The sequence below is a fragment of the Kitasatospora sp. NBC_00374 genome, from assembly GCF_041434935.1.
Classification (GTDB): domain Bacteria; phylum Actinomycetota; class Actinomycetes; order Streptomycetales; family Streptomycetaceae; genus Kitasatospora.
On sequence record NZ_CP107964.1, the window covers coordinates 3,379,010 to 3,402,777 of the forward strand.

21 protein-coding genes, 1 tRNA gene and 1 riboswitch are annotated in these 23,768 nt (G+C 72.9%); of the genes, 5 read left to right on the forward strand and 17 right to left on the reverse strand.

All coding sequences use genetic code 11. The annotated features are described in order from the left end of the window. Positions 1-10: 10 nt before the first annotated feature. Positions 11-715 carry a response regulator transcription factor gene (locus OG871_RS15115; RefSeq protein ID WP_371497291.1) on the reverse strand — a complete coding sequence of 235 codons (705 nt, stop codon included), beginning with the start codon at positions 713-715 and terminating at the stop codon, positions 11-13. 145 nt (positions 716-860) lie between these two features. Between OG871_RS15115 and OG871_RS15120 the strand changes: the two genes are divergently transcribed. Further along, positions 861-1,394 carry a hypothetical protein gene (locus OG871_RS15120; RefSeq protein ID WP_371497292.1) on the forward strand — a complete coding sequence of 178 codons (534 nt, stop codon included), beginning with the start codon at positions 861-863 and terminating at the stop codon, positions 1,392-1,394. Between the two features lie 11 nt (positions 1,395-1,405). Here the strand turns inward: OG871_RS15120 and OG871_RS15125 are convergent, their stop codons facing one another. Next, entirely contained in the window at positions 1,406-1,957 is a 552-nt protein-coding gene (locus OG871_RS15125; RefSeq protein ID WP_371497293.1) for a VOC family protein, read from the reverse strand. A gap of 177 nt (positions 1,958-2,134) precedes the next feature. Between OG871_RS15125 and OG871_RS15130 the strand changes: the two genes are divergently transcribed. Continuing rightward, positions 2,135-2,617, forward strand: coding sequence for an Lrp/AsnC family transcriptional regulator (locus OG871_RS15130; protein ID WP_371497295.1), 483 nt, complete (start codon positions 2,135-2,137; stop codon positions 2,615-2,617). A gap of 25 nt (positions 2,618-2,642) precedes the next feature. On the opposite strand, the gene OG871_RS15135 is transcribed toward OG871_RS15130, so the two are convergent. From OG871_RS15135 to OG871_RS15155, 5 genes are all read right to left on the reverse strand, one after another. Beyond that, complete coding sequence (locus OG871_RS15135; protein WP_371503317.1) at positions 2,643-3,434, reverse strand: S16 family serine protease; 792 nt, start codon at positions 3,432-3,434, stop codon at positions 2,643-2,645. Positions 3,435-3,504: 70 nt separating this feature from the next. Further along, positions 3,505-4,155: an IclR family transcriptional regulator gene (locus tag OG871_RS15140; protein WP_371497296.1), complete on the reverse strand. Its 651-nt coding sequence runs from the start codon at positions 4,153-4,155 to the stop codon at positions 3,505-3,507. A 479-nt stretch (positions 4,156-4,634) separates the two neighbouring features. Beyond that, on the reverse strand, positions 4,635-6,464 hold the full coding sequence (locus OG871_RS15145) for a DEAD/DEAH box helicase (RefSeq protein WP_371503318.1): 1,830 nt from the start codon (positions 6,462-6,464) through the stop codon (positions 4,635-4,637). A gap of 123 nt (positions 6,465-6,587) precedes the next feature. Continuing rightward, the gene (locus tag OG871_RS15150) at positions 6,588-6,980 is read right to left on the reverse strand and encodes a type II toxin-antitoxin system death-on-curing family toxin (RefSeq protein WP_371497297.1); all 393 of its coding nucleotides are present in this window, start codon (positions 6,978-6,980) and stop codon (positions 6,588-6,590) included. Next, positions 6,977-7,111: a hypothetical protein gene (locus OG871_RS15155; protein WP_371497298.1), complete on the reverse strand. Its 135-nt coding sequence runs from the start codon at positions 7,109-7,111 to the stop codon at positions 6,977-6,979. Before OG871_RS15155 ends, OG871_RS15150 begins: the two co-directional genes overlap by 4 nt. A gap of 260 nt (positions 7,112-7,371) precedes the next feature. On the opposite strand from OG871_RS15155, the gene OG871_RS15160 reads away from it, so the two are divergent. Beyond that, positions 7,372-7,851: an SsgA family sporulation/cell division regulator gene (locus OG871_RS15160; protein ID WP_371497299.1), complete on the forward strand. Its 480-nt coding sequence runs from the start codon at positions 7,372-7,374 to the stop codon at positions 7,849-7,851. Between the two features lie 36 nt (positions 7,852-7,887). On the opposite strand, the gene OG871_RS15165 is transcribed toward OG871_RS15160, so the two are convergent. The 4 genes from OG871_RS15165 to OG871_RS15180 all read right to left on the reverse strand — a co-directional run bounded on the left by OG871_RS15165 (position 7,888) and on the right by OG871_RS15180 (position 15,009). Beyond that, positions 7,888-10,407 carry a bifunctional lysylphosphatidylglycerol flippase/synthetase MprF gene (locus OG871_RS15165; protein WP_371497300.1) on the reverse strand — a complete coding sequence of 840 codons (2,520 nt, stop codon included), beginning with the start codon at positions 10,405-10,407 and terminating at the stop codon, positions 7,888-7,890. Further along, the gene (locus tag OG871_RS15170; protein WP_371497301.1) at positions 10,404-11,711 is read right to left on the reverse strand and encodes an alpha/beta hydrolase; all 1,308 of its coding nucleotides are present in this window, start codon (positions 11,709-11,711) and stop codon (positions 10,404-10,406) included. The genes OG871_RS15165 and OG871_RS15170 overlap by 4 nt, the downstream gene beginning before the upstream one ends. Before the next feature lie 25 nt (positions 11,712-11,736). Beyond that, entirely contained in the window at positions 11,737-12,369 is a 633-nt protein-coding gene (locus OG871_RS15175; protein ID WP_371497302.1) for a class F sortase, read from the reverse strand. Positions 12,370-12,474: 105 nt separating this feature from the next. Further along, on the reverse strand, positions 12,475-15,009 hold the full coding sequence (locus OG871_RS15180) for a phosphatidylglycerol lysyltransferase domain-containing protein (protein ID WP_371497303.1): 2,535 nt from the start codon (positions 15,007-15,009) through the stop codon (positions 12,475-12,477). A gap of 287 nt (positions 15,010-15,296) precedes the next feature. Between OG871_RS15180 and OG871_RS15185 the strand changes: the two genes are divergently transcribed. Then, positions 15,297-16,589, forward strand: a complete 1,293-nt coding sequence (locus tag OG871_RS15185) for a hypothetical protein (protein ID WP_371497304.1) — start codon at positions 15,297-15,299, stop codon at positions 16,587-16,589. Here the strand turns inward: OG871_RS15185 and OG871_RS15190 are convergent. After that, a complete protein-coding gene (locus OG871_RS15190) occupies positions 16,560-18,029 on the reverse strand; it encodes an MFS transporter (protein WP_371497305.1) in 1,470 nt (489 codons plus the stop codon). The two genes, OG871_RS15185 and OG871_RS15190, sit on opposite strands and share 30 nt — an antisense overlap. Before the next feature lie 89 nt (positions 18,030-18,118). Continuing rightward, a complete protein-coding gene (locus OG871_RS15195) occupies positions 18,119-18,433 on the reverse strand; it encodes a multidrug efflux SMR transporter (RefSeq protein ID WP_371503319.1) in 315 nt (104 codons plus the stop codon). 54 nt (positions 18,434-18,487) lie between these two features. Continuing rightward, positions 18,488-18,552: riboswitch (guanidine-III (ykkC-III) riboswitch) on the reverse strand. Positions 18,553-18,820: 268 nt separating this feature from the next. On the opposite strand from OG871_RS15195, the gene OG871_RS15200 reads away from it, so the two are divergent. Continuing rightward, positions 18,821-18,895, forward strand: a tRNA-Cys gene (locus OG871_RS15200). A gap of 148 nt (positions 18,896-19,043) precedes the next feature. Here the strand turns inward: OG871_RS15200 and OG871_RS15205 are convergent. From OG871_RS15205 to OG871_RS15220, 4 genes are all read right to left on the reverse strand, one after another. Continuing rightward, a complete protein-coding gene (locus tag OG871_RS15205; protein WP_371497306.1) occupies positions 19,044-20,537 on the reverse strand; it encodes a WXG100 family type VII secretion target in 1,494 nt (497 codons plus the stop codon). Between the two features lies 1 nt (position 20,538). Beyond that, positions 20,539-20,868, reverse strand: a complete 330-nt coding sequence (locus OG871_RS15210; RefSeq protein ID WP_371497307.1) for a hypothetical protein — start codon at positions 20,866-20,868, stop codon at positions 20,539-20,541. 116 nt (positions 20,869-20,984) lie between these two features. Then, on the reverse strand, positions 20,985-22,349 hold the full coding sequence (locus tag OG871_RS15215; RefSeq protein ID WP_371497308.1) for a S8 family serine peptidase: 1,365 nt from the start codon (positions 22,347-22,349) through the stop codon (positions 20,985-20,987). 142 nt (positions 22,350-22,491) lie between these two features. After that, entirely contained in the window at positions 22,492-23,706 is a 1,215-nt protein-coding gene (locus OG871_RS15220) for a S8 family serine peptidase (protein WP_371497309.1), read from the reverse strand. Positions 23,707-23,768: the final 62 nt, after the last annotated feature.

The following is a 23,768-nucleotide window of genomic DNA, read 5'->3' on the forward strand; positions in this document are numbered from 1 at the left end:
GCGAACCGCCTCACGGCGCGTGCTCCACGGGTGCGGCCGGTGCCTCCAGCCGGACGCCGACGCCGCGGACGGTGTGCAGGTAGCGCGGGCTGGAGGCGGTCTCACCGAGTTTGCGGCGCAGCCAGGACAGGTGCACGTCGATGGTCTGGTCGCCGCCGTAGGTCTGCCGCCAGACCTCGGCGAGGATCTCCTTGCGCGGCACGACCACGCCGGGCCGGGCGGCGAGGAAGGCCAGCAGGTCGAACTCACGCCGGGTCAGGTCGAGCGTCCGCCCGTCCAGGACGGCCTCGCGCCGCTGGGGGTCGATGGCGAGGCCGCCGACGCGCAGAACCTGCGGGGTGGCCGGCCCGCCGGCGCCGAGCCGGCGCAGCACGGCGGCCATCCGGGCCGTCAGATGCTCGCCGGAGAACGGCTTCACCAGGTAGTCGTCGGCCCCGTCGTTGAGCAGCCGGACGATCTCGGCCTCGTCGTCCCGGGCGGTGGAGATGATCACCGGGACGTTGGTGATGCCGCGGATCATCTTGAGCGCCTCGCCGCCGTCCAGGTCGGGCAGGCCGAGGTCGAGGATCACCAGGTCGCAGCCGACCTGGGCCACCTCGCGCAGCGCTTCGAGGGCTGTCCCCACGCTGCGTACCGCGTGGCCCGACTCGGAAAGGTGTCGGATGAGGGCGGATCGGACAAAGGGGTCGTCCTCGACCACGAGCACTGTTGCCATGGCCCTGCACGGTACGGCATCGGCCTCCAATGGTCTGTACCTCGGGGTGCCGAAAACCGGCCGACCGGCGGTTTCTGCAAGGTTCCTTCCGATTGTCAGGGCCACTGACCTGCCGCCCGCCCGGATACGGCAGGATGAGCGGGCGATGCGGAGCCAACTGGTACAACTCGGCGCCTGGACGGCCGCCACCGGGGCAGCGGTGGTGCTGTCCTGGCTCGGCGTGCACGCCGTCCTGGCGGACACGGTGTTCGAGCAGCCGACGGCCGTACCGCTGCCCGCGTCGGCGCCCGCGCCGACCGGACCCGCCGACTCCGAGCCGACGACCGGGCCGACCACCGGGCCCGCGGCCGCCGGTACGGCCTCGCCCGCGGCGGGCGCGAGCGCGGCGCCGAGTTCCCCGGCCGCCGCCGCCTCGCCCGGTCGGACGCCGAGCCGGACGCCGAGCCCGAGCTCGTCCGTGCGCAGCTACCTGGTGCCCGGCGGGCGGGTGGCGCTGGACATCCGCGAGGACCGGGCGGAGCTGGTCTCGGCGACCCCGGAGTCGGGTTGGCAGATGCAGGTCTGGAACGGCGACCACTGGATGCGGATCGACTTCTCCCATCCGGACGGCACCAGTTCGGTGTTCGTCACCTGGAACGGCCATCCGCCGATGGTGCAGACCGTCCCCGCCGCCGGGTGAGTGACCCGGCGTCACGGGTGCAGCGAGGTGGTCGGCGGCCGTACGCGGTCCGGCACCCGGGTGAAGCCCGGCAGGTACGGGCCGCCGTACCCGGTCCGGTCGACCAGGGTGTGGCGGGCGGCCCCCGCGGTGGCGATGACGGCGAGTACCACGGTGCCGTTCGGGTCGGTGAGCTCGTACGGCTCGGTGAGGGCGGTGGCGCCGCGGTCGACCGCGTAGTCGAAGGCGGCGTAGGCGTCCGGGACGCGCAGCGAGAGGTCGACGATGCCCTCGCCGTGGCGGGCGAGGTGATCGGCGATCAGGCGGCCGTGCCCGGTGAGGACTTGGACCACCGAGGTCAGCACGTAGCGGGCGGGGCCGGTCTCGAAGACGTAGGCTCGGGTCTCCGGGTTGCCGTTCTCGGGCCCCGAGTAGGCGGTACATCGCATGGCGAGGGTGGCGGAGTAGTAGTGCGCGGCCTTCCGTGCGTCGTGCACGGCGAGCACGACGGCGTCCGGGCCGGTGATCGGACGGAAGTCGTCGGCGGGTTCCTGGGCGAGTGGTGCGGCGAAGATCTCGGTCAAGGCGCTCCTCCCCGGTCGCCCGCGGCTCGGCGTGGGGGTCGGGCCACGGGGTGTGGAGGGAGACTGGCCCTCGGCGGATCGATGCGCAACTGTTCCGATTCCTCCTGGGCAAGGTGCCCGTCGCCGCCCGAAAATGGCCGCAGCAGCTGGACAGTTTGCCCACCGGACGGAGCCGCCGTGCACTCCCCCAATGACGCGATCGACGCGCTCGACGGAAAGCTGATCAGGCTTCTCAGCGAGGAGCCACGGATCGGCGTGCTCGAGTGCTCCCGCAGGCTCCAGGTGGCCCGCGGGACGGTGCAGGCCCGGCTGGACCGGCTGCAGGCCCGGGGGGTGATCGGCGGGTTCGGCCCGCAGGTGGACCCGGCGGCGCTGGGGTACCCGGTGACCGCCTTCGCCACCCTGGAGATCTCGCAGGGTCAGGGGGTGGACGTCCGGGCCCACCTGATCGCCGTGCCGGAGGTGCTGGAGCTGCACACCATCACCGGGCAGGGCGACATGCTGGTCCGGATCGTCGCCCGGTCCAACGCGGACCTGCAGCGGGTGATCGACCGGGTGGTGGGCTTCGACGGGATCGTCCGGGCCTCGACCGCGATCGCCCTGGAGAACCCGGTGCCCTACCGGGTGCTGCCGCTGGTGGAACAGGCCGCCCGGGAGTGAACGGCGGGGCGGCTCCCCCACCGGCTCAGCAGGTCGGGACGGTACCGCCCTCGGCCAGCGCGTTCAGGGCCGCGACCGACTCCCCGACGGTGGTGACCGGCACCAGCCGCAGGCCCTCCGGGAGGTTCACCTTGGCGTCCGAGCACTCCTGGGCGGGCACCAGGAAGACCGTGGCGCCGTCCCGGGCCGCGGCCTGGGTCTTCAGCGGCACCCCGCCGACCGCGCCGATCTTCCCGTCCGCGTCGACGGTGCCGGTGCCGGCCACGGTGTGCCCCGCGGTGAGGTCCCCGCCGCGGCCGTTCCCGGAGAGCTTGTCGATGATCCCGAGGGTGAGCATCTGACCGGCGCTCGGGCCGCCGATGTCGCCCAGGTCGACCTTGACCTTGACCTGCTCCGGGGAGAGGTGGAGGTAGTTCAGCGCGGCCGCGGTCGCCGAGTCCTGGGACTCGGTCATCTGCCGGGCGGTCTCCTGCTCGGCGTCGGCCGGGTCGGGCTCGGGGTAGACGAGGTCGGTGGGCACCACCGCCTCGTCCTCGTTCAGCCAGCCGTCGAGCGCCCGGCGCAGGCTGATCCGCTCGCCCGCGTTGGTCGCCGAGATGGTGGTCGCGCGGAGCTGGCCGTCGGTCACCCGGACGGGCGCACCGGTGATGGTGAGCACCGGCCGGCCCTGGTAGGTACCGAGAGTGTCGGCCGTCACCCCGGGCTGGGTCAGTGTGAACGGCAGCGGCGCGAACGCGGCGACCGCGAACAGCGCGACGACCAGTGCGCCGCACAGGCCCAGGGCGCGGGTCTTGGGAGCGGTGAGGGCCGGGGGCAGCTTCACAGGGGACACACCTTCACAGGAGACACATCCCGCATCAAAACACACCCGGCCCGTCCGGTGGGCACTACCTCAGGGCGTCGGCGACCTCGGTCGCGGCCTCCACGACCCGCGGGCCGACCCGCTCGGGCACCAGTCCGTTGAGCATCACCACGCCGACACTGCCCTCGATGCCGCTCAGTCCGAGCAGCGCCGCCGCGGCGCCGCTGGCACCCGACTGCTCCTCCGCGTGGGTGACGACGAAGCCCTGCTCGGGCCGGCGCTGGCTGGGGAAGGATCGGGCCTCCAGGATCGCCCGGCCGGCCGCGCTCTCGCTCAGCGGGTGGCGCAGGCCGGTCCGGTACGCGACGTGGAAGTCCGTCCAGGTCGGCTCGACCACCGCCACCGCCAGTGCCTCGCTGCCGTCCACCAGGGTGAGGTGCGCGGTGGCGCCGAGGTCCTCGGCGAGGCTGCGCAGCGCGGGCAGCGCCGCCTCGCGCAGCAGCGGGTGCACGCGGTGTGCCAGGCGCAGCACCCCGAGGCCGACCCGGGCCCGGCCGCCGATGTCCCGGCGGACCAGCCCGTGCTGCTCCAGGGTGGCCAGCAGCCGGTAGACCACGGTGCGGTTGACCGCCAGGCGGGCGGCCAGTTCGGTCACGGTCAGTCCCCGCTCGGAGTCCGCGAGCAGTTTCAGTACCCGGACACCTCTGTCCAGGGTCTGGGAAGTCTCAGCAGTCACGACGCGCATGTCCTTTCCGCGGCGGTCGCCGGTCCGACGAGGTGCCGGTACCGGGACGGAGGTGTCGCGCGCGAGTGGGTGTCCGCGCTGGAAGCCACGTCCCGGCGCCATTGCCGGGCGGATAGCTCTGCGGTGCTCTCCCGGGTCGGGGTGGTCGGTTCGAGAGAGCGTGGAGGAAAAGTAGTGAACGGGAGGCTCGCTGCGGAAGGCCTTGTCCAAAATCCGATCCGGATCGTCGCGCTACCGAGATCAAATTCCGGCCAAAATCCCCCATAACATCTGGCAATTTCCGCTCGTCAGTTCGAGCAAGTTCGGAGTCCGGACAGTACGGAGTGCCAGCACCCGCTCCCAGCCGACTCCCAGCCGGCTCCCAGCCTGGAACGGAGAACGCCCGGCGGCCGATGGCCGCCGGGCGTTTCACCCGCCGTCGTGCCGACTGCGGCACTCGGGAATTCCCCCCCCCGGAGGGCGGATACGACTCAGGAGGCGGTGGCCCACTCCCTGATCTTGGCGATCCGGGCCTTCAGCTGATTCGCCGTCGCCTGGGCGGTGAGCGGTCCGCCGCACTGGCGGCGCAGCTCGTTGTGGACGGTGCCGTGCGGCTGGCTGGTCCGGTGGTGCCAGGCGGCCACCAGCGCGTTGAGCTCCTTGCGCAGCTCGCGCAGCTCCTGGTGGGTGACCACCGGACGCTGCTCGGCCGGGAGCTCGATCAGGTCGGCCTCCTCGGCGGGCTTCGCCTTGCTGCGCTGGATCTGCCGGTGCTGGCGCTTCTGCAGCAGCATCTGGACCTGGTCCGGCTCCAGCAGGCCCGGGATGCCGAGGTAGTCCTCCTCCTCCTCGCTGCCCGGGTGCGCCTGCATGCCGAACTCCATGGCGTTGTACAGCACCCGGTCGAAGACCGCGTCGGAGCCCAGCGCCTCGTACGAGAACTCCTCGCCGCCGGCCGTGTCGGGGCCGTCGTTGGCCTTCTCGGCCTCGGCGAGCAGGCGGTCCTCCTCGTCGAAGAGGCCCTCGCCCTCCTTCTTCGGGCGGTCCAGCACGTGGTCGCGCTGGACCTCCATCTCGTTGGCGAAGCCGAGCAGCATCGGGATGGTGGGCAGGAAGACGGAGGCGGTCTCGCCGCGCTTGCGGGCCCGCACGAAGCGGCCGACGGCCTGCGCGAAGAACAGCGGGGTGGAGATCGAGGTGGCGTACACGCCGACGGCCAGCCGGGGCACGTCGACGCCCTCGGACACCATCCGGACGGCGACCATCCAGCGGGAGTCGCCGGCCGCGTAGTCGGAGATCCGCTTCGAGGCCTCGGCCTCGTCGGAGAGGACCAGGGTGGGCTTCTCGCCGGTGAGCTCGCGCAGGATCTTGGCGTAGGCGCGGGCCACGTTCTGGTCGGTGGCGATCACCAGGCCGCCGGCGTCCGGGATGGCCTTGCGGACCTCGGTGAGCCGCCGGTCCGCGGCGCTCAGCACGTTCGGGATCCACTCGCCCTGCGGGGCCAGCGCGGTGCGCCAGGCCTGGGCGATCAGGTCCTTGGTCATCGGCTCGCCGAGCCGGGCCTCCAGCTCGTCACCGGCCTTGGTGCGCCAGCGCATGTTGCCGCTGTAGGAGAGGAAGATCACCGGGCGCACGACATGGTCGGCCAGCGCGTGCCCGTAGCCGTACGTGTAGTCGGCGACGGACTTGCGGATGCCGTCGCTGCCCGCCTCGTACTGCACGAACGGGATCGGGTTGGTGTCCGAGCGGAACGGCGTGCCGGTGAGCGCGAGCCGCCGGGTGGCGGGCTCGAAGGCCTCGGCACAGGCCTCGCCCCAGGACTTGGAGTCACCGGCGTGGTGGATCTCGTCCATGATCACGAGGGTCTTGCGGGCCTCGGTGCGGTTGCGGTGCAGCATCGGGTTGACGCCCACACCCGCGTAGGTGACCACGATGCCGTGGTACTCCCGGGAGAGCGGGCCCGAGGAGTACGCCGGGTCCAGCTTGACGCCTATCCGGGCGGCGGCCTCGGCCCACTGCTTCTTCAGGTGCTCGGTCGGGGCGACGACGGTGATCTGCTGCACCAGGTGGTTGTGCAGCAGGTACGAGGCGAGGGTCAGGGCGAAGGTGGTCTTTCCCGCGCCCGGGGTCGCGACCGCGAGGTAGTCGCGCGGCTGCTTCTCGATGTACCGGTCCAGAGCACCCTGCTGCCAGGCCCGCAGCTTGCCGGCCGTGCCCCAGGGGGCACGGCCGGGGAAGGCCGGGGACAGGTGCGACGCGGCCGTGGTTCCGGCCGGGCGGCTGGGTGCGTTCGAATCGGTGTGCGAGAACAGGGGGGCCATCGGGGAGGCGGCAGTACTCACGGTCTCCGGAAGGGGTTCGTCGCAGGTCAGGGCGTTTTTCAGCCCCCGGCCCACTGGCGGTCGGCGGTCGTACAACCCGCCCAGCCTACCGGCCCGCCGACCTCACCCGGCCTCGCCGCGCTCGTACAACTCCCTCAACCGGTGGGCGATCCCGGTCACATCGGCGAGCTCCCCCGCCGCCACCTCGACCACCAGCCGGTACGCCTCGGCCTGGTCCACCGCGGCCATGTCGGCGCCGTGCAGGTCCAGGAAGACGACCGTGCCCATCCAGGCCGTCCGCTTGTTGCCGTCGACGAACGGATGGTTGGCGGCGAGGCCGTGCAGCAGGGCCGCGGCCTTCTCGAACCGGCCCTCGTACGCCTCCACGCCGAACATCTCGGAGCGCGGCCGGTGCGTGGCCGAGGCCAGCAGGCCGGGCTCGCGGACGCCCATCTCGCGCCCCTGGCAGGCGTGGGCGGACAGCTCCAGCACGTCCGGTACGTCCAGGTACCTCATTCGCCCAGCCTCCGCAGCAGCTCGGCGTGGCAGGCCGCGTACTTGGCGCCGAGGCGGCGCACCTCCTCGCGGTGGCGCCGCGCGTCCTCCTCGGGGACCGGCGCGGGCAGGGGCTGAGACTGCGTGTCCATCCCGCGATGGTAGGGGCCCGGACGACCGCCGCGACAGCGCGTTTCGGGCACGCCACCCCCGGCCGCCCGGGTGAAGTTCGGACCATCCGACCGCAATTCCCCCGACATCCGGTTTGATGTGACCTGGATCACTCCAGAAAGGGCGAAAAGCCGCGTAACACCGACCGCCCTCCGGACTCCCACTGATCCGGAGCCACATCGGCCACATACGCCACGCGGCTCGCACAGACGCTTCATCGGGAGGAAGAAACATGTCCGGTATGACGGCAACCGTGGAACAGGTCGTCCAGGCCCGCCTGATCATCAGCACCCGGCGCTCCGCCCTGCTGCCGGTCACCCTGCGGTACCACGCGGACGACCCGCTCGCCGTCCGGATGGTCTTCCCCGCCGAGTACTCGCTGGACGACGCCGGCGAGCCGCACCGCCCCGGCGAACCCGGCAGCACCGGCGGCGCCGCCGAGCCGGACCCCGACGCCGGGCCCGGTGTCGAGTGGGTCTTCGCCCGCCGGCTGCTGGCGGCCGGGCTCGACGAGCCGGCCGGCCCCGGCGACGTCCACGTCCGGCCTGCCGCCGACCGCCGGACCGCGGTGGAGCTGCGGGCCCCGGAAGGCGTCGCCCTGCTCCACTTCACCACCCCGGACCTCCGGCGCTTCCTGTGGCGCAGCCACCTGGCCGTCCCCGAGGGCGAGGAGACCCTGAACCTGGACCCGGACCGCGAGCTGGCCGAACTGCTGGGCTGAGCGGCCGTCGCGGGCCTGGGCCGCCACCGGAGCGGCTCAGGCCGAGAGCCTGCGCATCAGCCGGACGCCCTGGGCCGGCGTCAGGTGCGGCAGGTAGGCCTTGCCGATCGCCCGGGTGATGCTGCCCAGCGCGGCCGGGTCCGGGTAGACCATGTACATCGGCCGGTACTCGGGCTGGAACTTGGCCTTGAACGCCAGCAGCGAGCGGAAGCCGTACACCGGCTCCAGCACCTTGCCCATCCAGTCCAGCATCCGCTGCAGCGCGGTCGGCGGCTCGCCCCGGTCGGAGCGGGCCAGCGGAGCACCGGAGAGGCTGAGGAACTCCGCCCCCTCCTCCTTGAAGCCCAGCGCCGCGGACGCGATCAGGAACTCCATCACCCCGCGGAACCCCTCGGACCGGCGCCGCATGAAGTCCAGCGTCCAGCCGACCGGTTCGCCGTCCCGGTAGACCGGCATCCAGCTGGTGAGACCGTGCACCGTCCGGTCCGCGTCCACCGCCACCAGCATCCGCACCGCGGGGTCGGCCAGCTCGGGCAGGCCGCCCAGGGTGAAGCCCATCTCCGGCAGGCCCTTGTCCGAGACCCACTCCTCCGAGATGGCCTGGATCTGGTCCCGGACGGCGATCGGGGCCTCGTGGTACGTCCACCACTCGGCCGTGAAGCCCTGCTTGCCCGCCTTGTTCAGCGAGGTGCGGATGTCCTGCCACTTCTTGCCGGTGAAGGCCAGCTCGGGCAGGGCCACCACGGTGTCCTCGGCGACCTGCAGCGAGCGCCAGCCGAGCTCCTCGGCCTGCTCCAGCGTCTCGGTGGTGACGCTGTAGAAGCAGGGCGTCCAGCCCCGCGCGTCGCAGTAGCGGGCGAACCCGGCCACCGCCCGCCGCCGGGCCGCCGGCTCGCCGAACGGGTCGCCCGTGGTCAGGGCCACGGTGGCGATCACCCGGTACGGCACGGCCGCCAGGCCGTCCTCGTCGAACCAGTAGTGGTTGCCGTCCCAGGTGGAGATGAAGGAGAGCGTCGACCCGCCGTGGGTGGTCAGCAGCGTCCGGGCCCGCGCGGCGTCCTCGGCGTCGGTGTGCACCGCCGGCCGGCGGAAGGCGAGCAGCAGCGCGATCAACGTGATCACCCAGAACACCACGCCGCAGTAGATCTCCAGGGCCTGCGCGGTACCGCCGACCGCGACCGGATAGCCGGGCAGCAGGTCGTTGTACGAAGGCGGCAGCAGCTCCGAGGGCAGCCCGGCGAACAGGCCGCTCGGCGTCGCGTCCGGCTCGTACTGGTCCCGGACCAGCAGGCCGATGCCCACGTAGGCGCCGCAGCAGAGCACCAGCGCACCGCCGACCACGGCGGCCAGCCTCGTCACGTCCCGGCGCGGCAGCCGCTGGCCGAAGCTGCGCCGGGTGACCCACTGGAGCACCAGCAGGGCGACCGGCAGCAGCAGCGCCTCGCCCACCAGCTCGAACAGCAGCGGGACACCGCCGTCCTCGGCGTACGCGTCGTAGTTGTCGGCCAGCAGCCAGGCCAGCACGCCGACCCAGGCCAGTTCGGTGAGCACGCTGATCCACCAGGCCAGCCGCAGCCCGCGGCGCAGCCCCTCGGCCAGCACCAGGAGCAGCACCGGCACCAGGGCGGCCATCAGGCGGCCGGGCGAGTCGAAGAAGCGCTCCACCGAGTGCGCCCGGGCGCACTCCCGGACGGACCGGGCACAGGCGTCGGCGACCTCCGCCGAGGAGGGCACGTGCGAGAAGTAGAGGTCGCCGACGGTGTTGAACGGGCCGATCGCGTCCTGGTAGAGGGAGGCGACCAGCGGTCCGATCGCGGCGGCGGCCAGGCAGAGCGCGACCAGCACCCGGGTCTCGGTGTACGAGGCACGGTGCGGCCGGCCCGGCCGGCGCCGGTACAGCAGCGCGCCGCCGATCAGGCCGACCAGCACACCGGCCACCCGCTGGACACCTTGCAGATGGCCGACGTAGAGCATCAGCACCAGCGGGACGAGCACGGCCAGCAGCCGCAGCCGGCGTCGCCAGAGCAGGCTGAGGCGGTAGCTGAGCACGGCGGCCAGGGCGACCAGCCCGGCGCCGGGGCTGACCGCGATCTGGTCCTCGATCGCCTTCGTCCAGCCCAGGTCGGCGGCGACCCCGAGCCGGACGGCCGCCGTTCCCAGGAGGGTGCCGAGCACCTGCCCGACGACCAGGACGACGGCCGCCCGCGGGGAGCCCAGGCGGCGCTCGGCGATCGGGCCGAGCACCGCGATCAGCAGGCTGATCACCACGTACGCGCCGATGCCGGAGCACCAGAGGAGCGAGCTGAGCGGGGTCCACCACCGCCCGGCCTCCAGGGTCGGGATGCCCACCCCGACGTGCTCCAGCAGGTTTCGGTCGGGGCCGACCCCGAGGCTGCCGGTGGCGGCGCCGACGACCCACAGGGCGACCAGCAGCGCCACGGTGAGCGGGGCGGAGCGCAGGTGCGCGGCGTGCGGACGCAGCACCCGCAGCAGTCGCTGCGGGCCGCGTTCGGGGCGCGGGGTGACGGGGGTGACGGGGGTGGCGGCGTCGGTCATCGGGTCAGTCCGGTCTGCTGGGCCAGCCACGGGATGTACCGGGTCAGGCCGAGGTGGAAGGCGGCCCAGTTGTGGCCGCCGGGGACGGTCTCGAAGGTGGTCCGCATCCCGGCCCTGACGGCCGCGGCGTGGACCGTGCGCACCTGCGGCCCGAACTCGGCGTCCGAGGCGCCGACCAGGAACAGCGCCGCGGTGTCCGGGAAGCTCCGACGGGCCGTCACATGGACGGGGTCGACGGCGTCGAAGGCCGCCTCGTCGCCGCCGAAGGCCTGGTCGACGGTCTCGGCGTGGGTGCCGAGGGTGGGTTCCAGCTGGCCGGACATGTCCATGAACGAGCCGTACACCTCCGGTGCGTTGACGGCGAGTTGGAGCGCGCAGGTGCCACCGAAGGAGATACCGCCGACGGACTGACGGGTGCGGCCGGTCGCGGTCTGCAGGTGGCTGTGGATCCAGCCGGGTACGTCCACCGCCAGGTAGGTCTGGGCCCGGGCGATCCGGGAGTCCATGCAGAGGGTGTTGCCGAGCGTGGAGCCGATCGGATCGACCACCACCACCGGCGCCAGCCCCTGGTGGGCCGCGGCGAAGTCGTCCAGCACCTGTTTCAGGCCCCCGGAGTTCACCCAGTCCGCCGGCCCGCCGGGCTGGCCCGCGATCAGCACGGTGACGGGCAGCAGCGGACGCGGCGAGGTGAGGTAGGCCGGCGGGAGGTAGACGTACGCGTCCCGGGCCTCGAAGCCGGACGCGCGGCCGGGGATCGGGACGGCGGACAGGGTGCCGGTGGCGGGCATCTGGGCCGGTGCCTGCCAGACCTCGGAGAGGGTCCGGCCGGGCGGGGCGGTGACGGTCCGCTCGTCCCGGCCGGTGGTCAGCGGCTCGGTCTCGGGGGCCAGCATCGCGCGGGCCGTCGGGTACTGGACGTAGTACCGGTTGACCTGGTTGGCCGCCATCAGGACGACCAGCAGCGCGGCCGCCACGGCCCCGATCCGGCCGGGCCACCGCAGGGGCGGCAGCCGGAAGGCCGCCAGCGCGAGGCCGAGCAGCGCGACGCCGATCCAGACCGCGACCTCGCGGGGCAGATCGTCCGGGAACGGCCGCCACCAGGCGTCGACCGTGTGGACCACCAGCGCCGACGCCGCCGCGGCCACCAGGACGGCACACGGCAGCCGCCGGGTCCACCAGCGCGGGCCGGTGGAGACGGCGAGGCCCAGCAGCGCGCCGAACCCGAGCACCAGCAGCACGTACGGCACCGGGCCGTGCACCAGCGACCAGTCGAGCGGGTTCCACGCCGCGAACGGCCGGGCCAAGGGATCTCCTCGGTGCTCGGGCGGGTCAGGCCCGCAGGGTACGGACCAGGTGGGCGAAGACGACCACGTTGCCGTCGTAGCCGTCCTGCCGGCTGAAACCGCCGCCGCAGGTGATCAGGCGCAGCTGGGCGTCCCTGGTGGGGGCGTAGACCTTGGCGTCGGGGAATTCCGCCTTCGGGTAGACCTCGACCGCGTCCACGGCGAAGAAGGCGGTGGCCCGGTCGGCTCGCAGGACCTCCAGCTGGTCGCCCTTGCGCAGGCTGCCGAGCCGGTAGAAGACGGCGGGGCCCTGCCGGTTGTCGACGTGACCGGCCACGATCGCGGCGCCCTGCTGGCCCGGCGCGGAGCCGTCCCGGTACCAGCCGGCCAGGTTCCGGTCGGCCTCCGGCGGCGCCTGGAGCCGGCCGTCGCCGTCCAGCACCAGCGGGGTGAAGGGGGCGTCGACGCCGATCACCGGGATCCGCAGCCGGGTGGGCACCGAGTGCGGCAGTGGCGGCACCATCGGGCCGGCCGCGGCACGGCCGTCGAAGGCCTGGTCGGCGCCGGGTCCGGGCGGCAGGCCGGTGCCACCGTGCTGGACCAGCCAGGCACCGAGGACCAGCGCCGTGCCGGCCGCCAGTGTCCCCGGCCAGGGGCTCCTGGTCTGCTGTCCGCCCACCTGTGCTCCCCGCTGCCGACCCGCTCCGACCAGCCCAGTCAAACCCGGTGCCCGGTCCGGCGGCATCCGCAGCGCACCGAACGGGCGTGGGGGCCTGACGGCCCCTCACGGCGCGGGCTCCACCCGGCTGCGCCGCAGCGAGCCGACGCTGGGCAGCCGGGGCCGGCTCAGGAAGCCCTCGGCGGTGGCGTTGGCGATCGCGATGGCCGGCAGCTCGGAGGACTTCTCGTACAGCAGGTACCGGGGTTCCCAGTCGGGCTGGTACTTGGCGTTGGCCCGGTACAGCGACTCCAGCTGCCACCAGCGGGAGAGGAAGCGCAGGACGCCGCGCCACAGCCGGAGCACCGGGCCGGCGCCCAGCTTTCCGCCCTCCTCGAAGACGGCCCGGAACATCGCGAAGTTCAGCGAGACCCGGGCGACCCGCGGCTCGCCCTCGGCGGAGCGCCGCAGCAGCTCGGTGATCAGGTACTCGACCAGGCCGTTGTCCGACTCCCGGTCACGGCGCATCAGGTCGAGGGACAGGCCGTGCGCGCCCCAGGGGACGAAGCTGAGCAGCGCGCAGGTGCGGTCGTTCTCGTCCCGGCACTCGGCCATCAGGCAGTCGCCGTCGGCCGGGTCGCCGAGCCGGCCGAGCGCCATCGAGAAGCCGCGCTCGGTGCGCCCGTGCCGCCAGGCGTCCGCGAGCCGTACCAGCTCGGTCAGCTCCGCCTCGGGGATCTCCCGGTGCCGGCGCAGCACCACCCGGTACCCGGCCTTGCGGACCCGGTTGTACGTCTGGCGCAGGGTCCGCATCGAGCGCCCCTCCAGGCTGAAGCCGGCCGTCTCGACCACCGCCTCGTCGCCGAACTCCAGGGCCCGCAGCCCGGCCACCCGCCCGTACGCGGTGCCGGCCCGCTCGCCGGCGCCGGTGACGGCCGGGACCCAGGCGTGCCGGCGCACCTCCTCCCACCACCTCTCGATCGCCTGCGGCCAGGCCTCCGGGTCCCCGATGGGGTCGCCGGAGGCCAGCGCGACGCCGTTCACCACCCGGTAGAGCACGGCGGCCTTGCCGGAGGGCGACCAGCAGACCGACTTGTCGCGGCGCAGCGCGAAGTAGCCGAGCGAGTCGCGGCCGCCGTGCCGGTCCAGCAGCGCGCGCAGCCGCTGCTCGTCCTCGGGCTCCAGGTGCCGCCGGCCGCGCGGCGAGCGGAAGAGCGCCCGGAGCGCGAGCAGCAGCAGCGCGGCGCCGAACAGGTTGATGCCCAGGTCGACCCAGCCGGGCAGCTCGACGTCCGCGTACTCGACGACGCCGGAGAGGGTGATCAGGCGCAGCAGCACGTAGAGGATGCTGTCGCCCCAGGCGGGCGGGGTGCCCTCGTAGGTGAGCCGGACCACGGCGGCGCCGAGCACCGACAGCACCGCGCCGCCGACCACCAGGACGGCCAGCGCGAGGGCGATGTTGCGGCGATCGCCCCGGGCCTGGAAGGCGGGCCGGGAGAGCAGCAGGACGGCCAGCAGGCCGTAGGTGAGCACGGCCGACACCCAGTTGAAGGGGTGCTGGCGGTACTCGTGGTAGGCCATCGCCAGCAGGAAGACCGCGGCGTAGAGCGCCACCACGGTGGTGGTGACCAGCCAGGCGGCCCGCTTGCGGCGGCGCAGCATGACCGCGAGCAGGCCCGCGAACAGGGCCGAGGTGAAGCCGGCCGTCATCAGGACGGGGGTGAAGAACTGGCCGGTGTTGGCCCGCTTGACCTGGTCGCGGAAGGGCGCGATCAGGCCGGCCAGCAGGGAGAGCAGGGCGGCGATCCGGACGTACCACTCGGCGGCGCTCGCGCAGCGGGCGCGCCAGGGGGCGACCGGCTCCGGTTCCCAGAACTCGGACTCGGGCGGCGGGATCACGGGGACGGCGACGGGCTCGGCGGACGGGTCCGGTGCGCCCGCCACGAAGTTGTAGACGGCGTTGCGCCAGGTGCCGATCCGGCCGTGGATCCTGGCCTCCCGCCGTTCGGCCCGGGCCAGCCGTTTGGGGCGGGCGAGGTAGCGCCAGCGGGCCCAGGGGCTCTGCGGGCGGGCCAGTCGGACGGCGCCGACCAGGGCGATCGGCCAGAGCATCACCCCCAGCAGGCCCGTCCACAGCTTTCCCTTGAACAGGCTGACGACGACCAGCCCCAGCAGGACGACGGCCCCGATCACCTGGCCGACGTTCAGCTGGCGGGTGAAGCCGCCGAACGGCAGCTCGCCGAGGAGCAGCAGGCCGATCACGGCCACGGCCATGATCACCGCGTCCACCGACTTGCGCCCCTGCTCGCTCCAGTAGACGTCCTCCAGGTGCAGCACCAGCGCGAACTCGTCGAGGACCAGCCCGGCGCCGATGCCGAAGCCGAAGCCGAGCCAGTTCCAGGCCTGGCCGCCGTCACCGCGGATGGCGAAGGCCGAGACGCCGCAGACCAGCATCAGCGCCTGGCCGAAGACCACGTGGTGGATGTGCATGCCGCCGGGGGTGACGTTGCCGGGCCACCACCTGGCGCCGCGGCGGATCATCCGCACGCTGAACCGGATGAACAGGAAGGACAGGATCAGCCCGACCAGCAGCAGGAAGAGCGGCTCGCGGCCGGAGTCCACGATCCGCTCTCGGTAGGCGTCGGTCACCCACTCCCACATCGCTGGACGCACCTCCGGCGGGCCGCATGACGTGGCTCCATCTGACGACGGTTCAGCAGCTCCCTGCCACCCGGCGGCGCGGGGACTCGGCCGAACGAATGAGCGCGCGATCGGCGCGCGGGCGATCGCCCGCGCCACTCGCCACGCCTACCGGGGACTCGTGCGCCGCCATGCCATGCTGTGGCCCGGTCCGCCCCGGTCCCATTACTGGACTTATCGGACTGTCCGTCAGTACGAACCGCTAGCACCGCTACCAGGACACCCCACCCCCGCGAACGGATGTGACCATGGAAGCCCTCCCCCGCCGAACCCTGCTCGCCGCCGGTGCCGTCACCGCCGCCACCCTGGTGGCCGGCTGCTCAGCCCAGGACGGCGGTGGAGGCGAACAGACCGCCGCACCCGACACCGCCACGGGCGCCTCCGGCCAGAGCCCGCAGCCTCTCCCCGTCGTCACCCTGATCGGCGACGGCTCCACCTCGGACACCGGTGCCCAGCCCAACCAGCCCACCCCCGAACCGATGAAGCTGGGCGAACGCCCGCCGCAGTTCGTGGTCTTCTCCTGGGACGGCGCGGGCGAGCTCGACAACAAGCTGTTCAGCCGGTTCCGCGCGCTGGCCAAGGAGCACAAGGCCGGGATGACCTTCTTCTTCAGCGGGGTCTACGCCGTCCCGGAGTCCAAGAAGACGCTCTACCGGCCGCCGCAGCACCCGATCGGCGCCTCCGACATCGGCTACCTCACCGACGAGCACATCCACGAGACCCTCACCCAGCTCGGCGCCGCCTGGCTGGAGGGCCACGAGATCGGCACCCACTTCAACGGGCACTTCTGCGGCCCCACCGGCGGCGGCGCATGGTCCCCCGAGGACTGGGACAGCGAGATCGAGCAGGCGATGTCCTTCGTCATGAACTGGAAGACCAACACCGGCTTCGACCTGCCCGCGCTGCCCTTCGACTACCGCAAGGAGCTGATCGGCTCCCGCACCCCCTGCCTGGAGGGCCAGCGCGGCCTGCTGCCGACCGCCGTTAAGCGCAACTGGAAGTACGACAGCAGCGGCGTGGGCGGGCTCCAGGTCTGGCCGCAGAAGATCCAGGGCGGCGCACTGTGGGACATGCCGCTGCAGTCCATCCCGTTCCCCGGGCACACCTTCCAGGTGCTCTCGATGGACTACAACATCATGTACAACCAGTCCGGTTCCAACACCAAGGGCGACCCCGCCCGCCACGCCGCCTGGCAGACCCAGGCCCGCGACTCCTACCTGGCCGGCTTCGAGCGCGCGTACAACTCCAACCGGGCGCCGCTGATCATCGGCAACCACTTCGAGGAGTGGAACGGCGGGATCTACATGAACGCCGTCGAGGAGGTCCTGAAGACCATCGCCGCGCGGCCGGAGGTCCGGCTGGTGTCGTTCCGTCAGCTGATCGAGTGGCTGGAGGTGCAGGACCCGGCGGTGCTGCGCAAGCTGCAGGCCCTGCCGATGGGCCAGGCGCCGACCGGTGGCTGGGCCGAGTACCTCGGCGGGCCGGGCCCCGCGCCCTCGAACCCGCCGGCCTCAGCCCAGATCGTTCCCCAGTCCTCCTGAGGCACCGGTCCGCCCGGCGGCCCCGGCCCGCCCGGCGACCAGCGCGCCCACCAGCGCGACCCCGGTCATCACCAGGAAGATCGCCGCGAACGGGCCGGCCGGTGTCGGCCCGTCCCCGGCGGAGGCCACCGCGCCGCCGCCGAGCGCCGCGAAGAGCACCCCGGCCAGACCGATCAGCAGCACGTTGCCCAGTGCGTCGCTCAGCTGCAGCGCCGCCGAGTTGGCGCCGGTCTCCTCGGCCGCCGAGAGCTTCATCATCAGCACACTGATGCTGGCCACCGCCAGCCCCATCCCGACCCCGCCGACCGCCCAGGCCACGGCCGCCACCACGGTCGGCACCGCCGGGACCAGCACCAGGGCGGCCCCGGCGATCGCCACCGCCGTCAGCACGAAGCCCAGCCGGATCAGCGCCTCCCGGTGCCGCTCCGCCCACGCCTGGCCCTGCAGGAACGAACCCAGCGCCCAGGACAGCCCGCCACTGGTCAGCGTCAGACCGGCCAGCGTCGGCGACAGGCCGCGCTGGGTCACCATCATCAGCGGGATGAACGCCTCCGCGGCGAAGAACGCCCCGGCCGCCACCCCGCGCAGCAGGATCACCGTCGGCAGGCCGCGGGCCGCCAGCAGCGTGCCGGGCGGCAGCAGCCGCACCACCGCGGGCAGCAGCAGCGCCACCCCCGCCACCGCCGGCAGCAGACCGACCGGGTCGAGCCGCTGCCCCGCGTACTGCAGCAGCCCCGCACCGAGCGCCGCCATCGCCGCCAGCACGGTGCGCCGCCGGTCGTACGGCGCCGCCACCGACGACGGCTGGGCCCGCTCGGCCCGGCGCAGGGCCGGGCCCATCACCGCGAGCGGCAGCAGGATCAGCACCGGCACGGCCAGGAACACCCAGCGCCAGCCCAGGTGCTGGGTCACCGCCCCCGACACCAGCGGCCCGACGATCGAGGGCAGCACCCAGGCCGCCGAGAAGGCCGCGAACACCGCCGGCCGCAGCCGCTCCGGGAACGCCCGGCCGACCACCACGTACAGCGCCACGATCACCAGACCGCCGCCGAGCCCCTGCACCGCCCGGCCCGCCACGAACAGCCACATGCCCGCCGCCGTCCCGGCCATCACCAGCCCCGCCCCGAAGACGGCGATGCCGGTGAACAGCGGGGCCAGCGGGCCGCGCCGGTCGCACCACTGCCCGGACACCACCAGGGCGAACAGCGTGGTGGTGAAGTAGCCGGAGAACGCGAACGCGTACAGGCCCAGGCCGTCCAACTGGCGGGCCGCCACCGGCATGGCCGTGTTGACGGCCGTCGCCTCGAAGGCGAGCAGCAGGACGACCGACACGATGCCCAGGGTCAGCGCCCGGTAGGGACCGCTCAGCACCCCGTCCTCGGACGGGGGCGGCTGCGGGGTCCGGCCGCTGTCGACCGAGGTGGTGGAGGCTGTGGTCATGCCAGCCATCGTAAGACCCGTGGCTCCGGATGACTCCTGACGGGAGACGGATTCCGACTCCGCCCCGGGACCTACGACCGACCGCCCGGTCAGTGCAGCACCTTGAGACCCACCACACCCGAGAGGATCAGCAGCAGACAGGTCACCCGGGCCGCCGTCACCGCGTCCCCCAGCGCCACCATCCCGTACAGCGCCGTACCGATCGCACCGATGCCGACCCAGACCGCGTAGCCCGTCCCCAGCGGAATGCCGCGCATCGCGTACGCCAGCCCGCCCATCGAGAGCACCAGCGCGACCACGAACACCAGGCTCGGCACCAGCCTGGAGAACCCCTTGGAACCGTCCAGGGCCACCGCCCAGACCGTCTCCAGCACACCGGCGACGACCAGAACCACCCAGGCGATCACGACAGACTCCTCCGCAGTCAGTGAGCGACAGCCATGTGCTGCCACTGCTGTACTGCGTCGTCTTGGCCTGCCGGGTACGACGCACCTCGTCCGGGGCGATCACTTCACCGCCTCCGATCGACCGTAGCACATCACGACACACAGAATTCATAATCGGATATTGACGCCCACCGGGTCGCCCCGCATAAGATGAATTCATCAGCACGGCGGAACGGGAAAACCCGGCCGCCCCCGCGGTACCAACGACAGGAGTCGGCGATGAACAGGAGCCCGGAGGCCCGCAACGCGGCCGTCCGCCCCTGCGCCTCCTGTTGCCGCCCCAGCTGTCGCGCCTGAGCGCGCCTCTCCCCTGATCGACGCGGCCCGAGCGCCCGTCACCCTCCCGGCCGTGTGCCCGAGTGGTTTAGGGAACCGCCTGCAAAGCGGTTTACGTGGGTTCGATTCCCGCCACGGCCTCCACTCACCGAATTCCCGGACCGCGAAAACCGCGATCCGGGAATTCGACATGCCCGCAATTCATTCCACACCGGGCGAGAAAACGAAGAAACGCCACGGGGGCGCCCCCGTCTCCGGGAACGCCCCCGCGGCCGGCCCGCCGCCGTGACCGTTACTCGATCACCGGCGGCAGGGCCGTGCCACCGCGCCAGGTGTCCTCGTCCTCGACGAGGTAGTCCGGGCGGTTGCCACCGTCCTTCTTCTTGCCCTTGCCGGCCCCGCCGGCGCCGGCACCGTGCATGCCGCCCGCGCCCGCCGCGCCGTTCTGCGCACCACGGCCCTTGCCGAGCCCGGAACCGCCCTCGGTGAAGGCCCGGCCGCTCGCACCGCCCGGCTTCGCACCGCCGACCGTGCCGCCGGCCTTGCGCACCAGGCCGCTGCTCTTGCCGCCGGCGCCACCCTTGGCCCCGCCGGCACCAGCGCCGCCACCCATACCGCCGCCCATGCCACCGGCACCGGCGCCACCGGGCTTGCCCTGGGCCGCACCACCGGCCGCGCCACCGGCGCCGCCGGCCGCACCCGGACGCGAAGCGCCGCCGGCCGTACCGCCGCCGCTCTTGATGCCGCCGGCCCCGCCGGCGAGACCACCGCCGGCCCGGCCACCGCCGAGGCCGCCGCCACCGAGGCCGCCGGGGATGAACCCACCGCCGCCACCGATACCGCCGCCACCGACGCCACCACCGCCGCCGATACCGCCACCGCCACCAATACCGCCGCCACCGATACCGACACCGCCACCCGGCTGACCGCCGCCCGTCGGCGGGGTCCAGGTGTCGATCCCGGTCGAGGGGGGCTGCACGACGCCGCCCGGATGCGGCCCGATCGAACCCGGCAGCGTCTGCGCCGGCAGGGTCGGGAGGGTCGGACTGTGCGGGTCGATCGAACCGGGCATCGACCCGGGCACCAGCCCGGGCGTGCCGCCGGTAGGCGCATCGGGACGCCCCATGCTCGGCGGCGGGGAGACGTGGCCGCCGCCGGTCCCGTCCGGCGGAGTGGAGGGAGCCGGCGGGAAGCCGGTCCCGCCGTCGTGCTCCCAGTTGCGCGGCTTCTCCGGCGGCTTCGGGATCTGCGTGGCCGCGTCCTGGTAGTACGGCGCCAGGTACTCCATGGTGCCGATCGCGTACTGGTGCGAGATCTCGGTGGCCGACAGCTCGTCGTAGTTCTTGTTGACCGCAGCGAAGCGGTCCATCCCGCTCGCGAGGTCGGCCTTGAACTGTGCGTCCGACCGGTCGCCGAGGTCCGTCACGTACTTCCAGCCACTCTCCGCACCGCTGGGCACGTCGATGTCGCTCATGTGCTTCTTGGTCATCTCCAGCGCCCTGGAGGCCAAGTGCATCGCGGAGGAGGTCTTGGTCGCGTACTCGGCCGTGTTGGTCAGGCTGGTCTGGATCTCACCCGCCTTGGAGGCGAAGCCGCCCGCCGCGGTGCCCTCCCAGTTCTCCTGGGCATGCTGAACCGCGGCCTTGAGGTCCTCGGCCGCCGCCAGCAGCTGCTGGTGGATCTGGTCCCAGTGCTCGGCAGCGGTCTTGAGGTTCTCGGGCTTGGAGTTCTCGACCATGCCCTTGAGCGGGATGAGGTCCTGGCCCTCGAAATTGGTGTCTGCCATGTCAGTCCAACTCCTGCTGGTACTTGGTCATGACCGTCCTGTACTCCGCGTCGCGCGCCTTGTAGTTCTCCGTGACCGTGTGCGTCTTGTTCCCGAACTCGTTGATCAGGGAGTCCAGCCCCGCGATCGTCTCGTTCAGGAAGCGGTGCATGTTGTCATGGGCGTCGTACAGTGCGGTCGCATGGCTGAAGTTGACACCGAAGTCCTCGCGGGCAACGGCCGTTCCGTACCTGCTCTTCTCGCTGGTCTGGCTCATGTTCTGCTGGATCGTCCGCAGTCGTCTGACGACCGCTTCCAGCTCGTCCGTGTTGACGCGGAATCCGTCGGCCACGCGGCCCTCTCCCCCTGGAGTGTTGAAACTTCCCCGTGGAGCTGCCCGTGCAACGGGCAGCATTGCTCGTTAGAGCGTTCGATCGTATCGCCTGAGCGGTGCTGACTGATACATCCTCAGCGCTGTTGTCCGCCGTCCTGGTTGTACGGGTTGTACTGCGGTTGCTGAGGAGGCTGGTGAGGCGGAAAGCCCGGCGGCGGAGCCTGGTTCGCATACGGCTGCTGGGGCGGCGCCCACCCGGGGGCACCGCCGTACGGGCCTGCGGCCTGCGGCGGGACGCCGACGGCCGGAGCACGGCGGCCACGCCTCGTCAGCACCACGATCACCACAATAACCACGACCAGGGCAGCCGCTCCGCCCACCAGGGCGAGCACCGGGATACCGGACCCGGACTTCTTCGCCGGCAGCGCCCCCGGCAGTTCCGGCAGCGGGGATCCGGCTGCCGGCTTCCCCGCGGAGGACGGGGCGCCCGTGGCCGCACCCGTGGCCGCGCTACCACCGGCCTTGGCCAGCGGCCCCTGCTCGGGGCCGGCCGCGATGTCCTGTGTCAGGGCCTCGTAGGGCCTCAGAATTCCGTAGCCGTAGTGCGCGTCGGGCAGCTTGCCTCCCGCGGCTGCCGGAGCCTGGGCCGACTTCACCAGCCGGTTCGCAACCTGGCCCGCCGTCAACTGCGGGAACTTGGCCCGGACGAGCGCGGCGGCGCCGGAGACCGAGGCGGCCGCGTCGGACGTGCCGTCCGCGAGGCAGTACTGGCTGCCCTCGCACGCGCCCGGGCTGACCATCTCCACGCCCGGGGCGGACAGCAGAACCTCGGGACCGAAGTTCGACTTGCGCCAGACCGTGCCGGTCTTGTCCACCGCGCCCACGGCGATGACACCCGGTTCGTTGCCCGGGTTGTGAACCCCGCTCAGGCCGGTGTTGCCCGCCGAGGCCACGATCAGGACGTCACTCTTGGCCGCGAACGCGATGGCGTCGGTAAGCGCCGCGTTTCCGCCTGCCTTGGCAGAGCTGCCCGCCGAGACGTTGATGACCTTCGCGCCGTGCTCGACCGCCCAGCGAATGCCCTGCGGGAGCGCGTCGCTGTCGTCCGCGTTGTTCAGGTAGATCGGCAAGATCTTCGCGCCCGGGGCGAGGCCGATCACGCCGGCACCGTTCCCGTGCCCGTGACCGGCGATGGTGCCAGCCATGCCCGTGCCGTGCGGATCCGTCGGGTGCTGGTCACGCCCCTTGCCGCCCGGGTCGAAGCCGGGAAGCACCTGCCCCGTCAGGTCGGCGTGCGAGGCGTCCACACCGCTGTCGATGACCGCGACGATCACCCCGTCGCCCTTGCTGACCGTCCAGGCCTTCTCGATCTGAAGGTACTTGGCGGCCCACTGGGCGTCCCGCACCTGGTCCGCCGATGCGGTCGGTGCGGCGGACAGGACTAGTGCACCGGTGAGCGCCGTGGCGCCCAGTACTCGCATGGCTCTGGTCAGCGTCATCAGCACCCCGTCAGTCGGCTACCGCTACCCGTGTCTCGCAATGGCCCCCATCAGGCCGGGCCGTTCGATCGTATCGCCCGACCACGTGACGTGTGCAGCACCCCCGGCGATCGGTGGCGGGAGGAGGGCCGCTGACGCGGGCTCAGGGGTGGTGCGGGCCGGTGTCCCGGGGTGGGGCGAAGGGCTCCGGGGTGGGCGTACGGGCCCGCAGTCGGCGCAGGAGGGCGGGGACGGCGACGATCGCGGCGGGTATCGCGAGATACAGCAGTCCGAGTGACAGTCCTCCGCCGGAGGCTGACGCCCCGCCGACCGGCGCCGCGTGGTGGCGGCCGGTGGTGGCGCCGGGTGCGGCGGTGGTGTCGGCGGCGACCGGGCGGGCGAGCGGGCCTTCGGCGGGGCCGGGCGGGATCGTCTGGGTGAGGGCCTCGTAGGGGCGCAGGATGCCGTAGCCGTAGCGCTGGTCGGGCAGGTGGGCACCCTGGAGGCCGGGGGTGACGAGGGCGGATGCGACCAGGCGGGCGGCGACCTGGCCGGCGGTCAGGTCGGGGTACTTGGCGCGGACCAGGGCTGCCGCGCCGGAGACGTAGGCGGTGGCGTCGGAGGTGCCTTCGCCGACGCAGTACTGCTGCTCGTCGCAGGAGCCGGCGGCCACGATGCCGACGCCGGGGGCGGCCAGCATGATCTGCGGGCCGAAGCTGGACTCGGCCCACACGTCGAGCCGCCGGTCGACGGCCGACACCGCGAGCACGCCGGGGCTGTCGGCGGGGCTCATGACGCGGGCCTCCCCCTCGTTGCCCGCGGCGGCGACGATCAGGACGTCCTTCCTCACCGCGTACGCGACGGCCTGGCTGAGGGCGCGGCTGGCGCCGTCCTTGCCGCCCAGCGAGATGTTGATCACCTTGGCGCCGTGGTCGACGGCCCAGCGGATGCCGTCGGGTACGGCGTCGTAGCCGCGGGCGTCGTCCTTGTAGATCGGGAGGATCCTCGCCCCCGGGGCGAGGCCGACCACGCCCGCCCCACCGCCGGCGCCGTGGCCGTGTCCGGCGATCAGGCTGGCCATGCTGGTGCCGTGCGGGTCGGCCGGCTTGGTGTTGAGGCCCTTGCCGCCGGGGTCGTAGCCGGGGAGGACCTGGCCGGTGAGGTCCGGGTGGCCCGCGTCGACGCCGCTGTCGATGACCGCGACGGTGACGCCCTCGCCCCTGGTCACCTGCCAGACCTGGTCGACCTTGAAGTACTCGTTGGCCCACTGCTCGTCACGCAGGTCGTCGGCGGTGGCCACCGGCGCACCGGCGACCAGCGCCGTCCCGGCCAGCAGTACGGCACCGGCCGACCGCCGAGCCCTGCCGAACAACCCCATCGTCCCGTCCCCCCTCGCCCGCCCCACGCCCGGAAGGGCGATGGTACCGGCCGGGGCGGAGC